This window comes from Sphingobium fontiphilum, assembly GCF_014196635.1.
In the GTDB taxonomy this organism is placed as follows: Bacteria; Pseudomonadota; Alphaproteobacteria; order Sphingomonadales; family Sphingomonadaceae; genus Sphingobium; species Sphingobium fontiphilum.
This window is the reverse complement of sequence record NZ_JACIEB010000016.1, coordinates 1-1,333: the sequence shown is the minus strand read 5'-3', so window position 1 is coordinate 1,333 and position 1,333 is coordinate 1. Positions and strand designations below refer to the sequence as shown.

General features: G+C 60.6%; 2 protein-coding genes. Both read left to right on the top strand.

Annotated elements, in window-relative coordinates; translation table 11 throughout:
• The first annotated feature begins 79 nt into the window (after positions 1–79).
• Complete coding sequence (locus GGR44_RS16650) at positions 80–709, top strand: recombinase family protein (protein WP_053556453.1); 630 nt, start codon at positions 80–82, stop codon at positions 707–709.
• Entirely contained in the window at positions 706–1,245 is a 540-nt protein-coding gene (locus GGR44_RS16645) for a hypothetical protein (RefSeq protein ID WP_053556452.1), read from the top strand. Before GGR44_RS16650 ends, GGR44_RS16645 begins: the two co-directional genes overlap by 4 nt.
• Positions 1,246–1,333: the final 88 nt, after the last annotated feature.

Sequence of the window (1,333 nt, the reverse complement as noted above, 5' to 3'; positions counted from 1 at the left end):
TTGAACAGAAGTCTGTTTTGGACAACACTGACCCCACGCAGATCAAGGCTTTTCGAGGCCTAATTCCAGAAGGGTTCAATTGGGACAGCGCGCCGCCATCTACGCCAGGGTCTCGACAGCCGACCAGTCGTGCGAGCGGCAGCTTCGCGACCTCGCCGGTTTTGCCGAGCGTGGCGGCTATGAGGTGGTCGAGGTCTTTCGAGAAACCGCCTCGGGGATGAAGGCCAACCGATCGGCACGTGCCGAAGTGATGAAGCTGGCCCAGGCGCGCCACATTGATGCGATCCTTGTCACCGAACTCAGTCGTTGGGGGCGCTCGACGCAGGACCTGCTCGATACGCTCAACCGGCTGTCGGGCTGGCGCGTGTCGGTGGTCGCGATGAGCGGCATGACCTTCGAGGTCGATACGCCGCACGGTCGTATGATGGCGACGATGCTCGCAGGCATTGCGCAGTTCGAGCGCGACATGCTCAGCGAGCGGGTTCGCTCCGGCCTCGCCGCGGCACGGGCGCGGGGTCGGAAACTCGGGCGGCAGACCGGCGTCCGCCCGAAGTCGGATCGGCTTGCCCCCAAGGTGCTAGCCCTTGTTGCCGAGGGGCGCAGCTATCGCTGGATAGCCCGGGACCTCGGCCTCAGCAAGAATACTGTCGCCGCAATCGTCGGACGCTCCAGGGCGGACATGGATCACAAGGTCGAGGTGGCGGCATGAGCGTCGCGCCGGATGTCGGACGAAAGCACAGGATGAAGACCGCCGCGCTTGGATGCATTACGTACCTGGCGATTGCAGGCTTCGTCTTCGGTAGCTTGCTGAAGCCAGTATTCCTCGCGACGATCTGGTCAGATAGACTGGGCGCGCCTCACTGGCTCTGGATCGTATCCGCTTGCTTCGCGGTCGGAGCGACCAGCTTTTTGATACCGGCTCGGTTTTCGATCGTTCGAGGCCCCATTTTTGTAGCGGTGGCGCTGGCGGGCTCTCTACTCTCAGTCGGAGCTTATGCGGATAATCTGAGATTGAAGGCGTTGAACGAGTTCGGTGCTGACCGGCAAACCCAACACTCGTTTTTAGAATCGGTCCGGCATGCCCCGGAAGAATTTCAGTTCTTCCTGCATACCGCCGTCATGAAGCACTGCGTGCCATATGCATGGAGCTATCGAACGATGAACTTCTATCGCATACCTTTGAGGGCAGCGGTCAACGTCATGCCTGCAAGGTGGCTGACGGAATGTTCTATCCATCGAGAGTGACGCAGTTTGTGATCAATGGCAGCCGCGGCGACGGCAAGGACAGCTATTCCCTTAGGGTGTCATTTCGCCCTCAGCCGGAACCGACCCC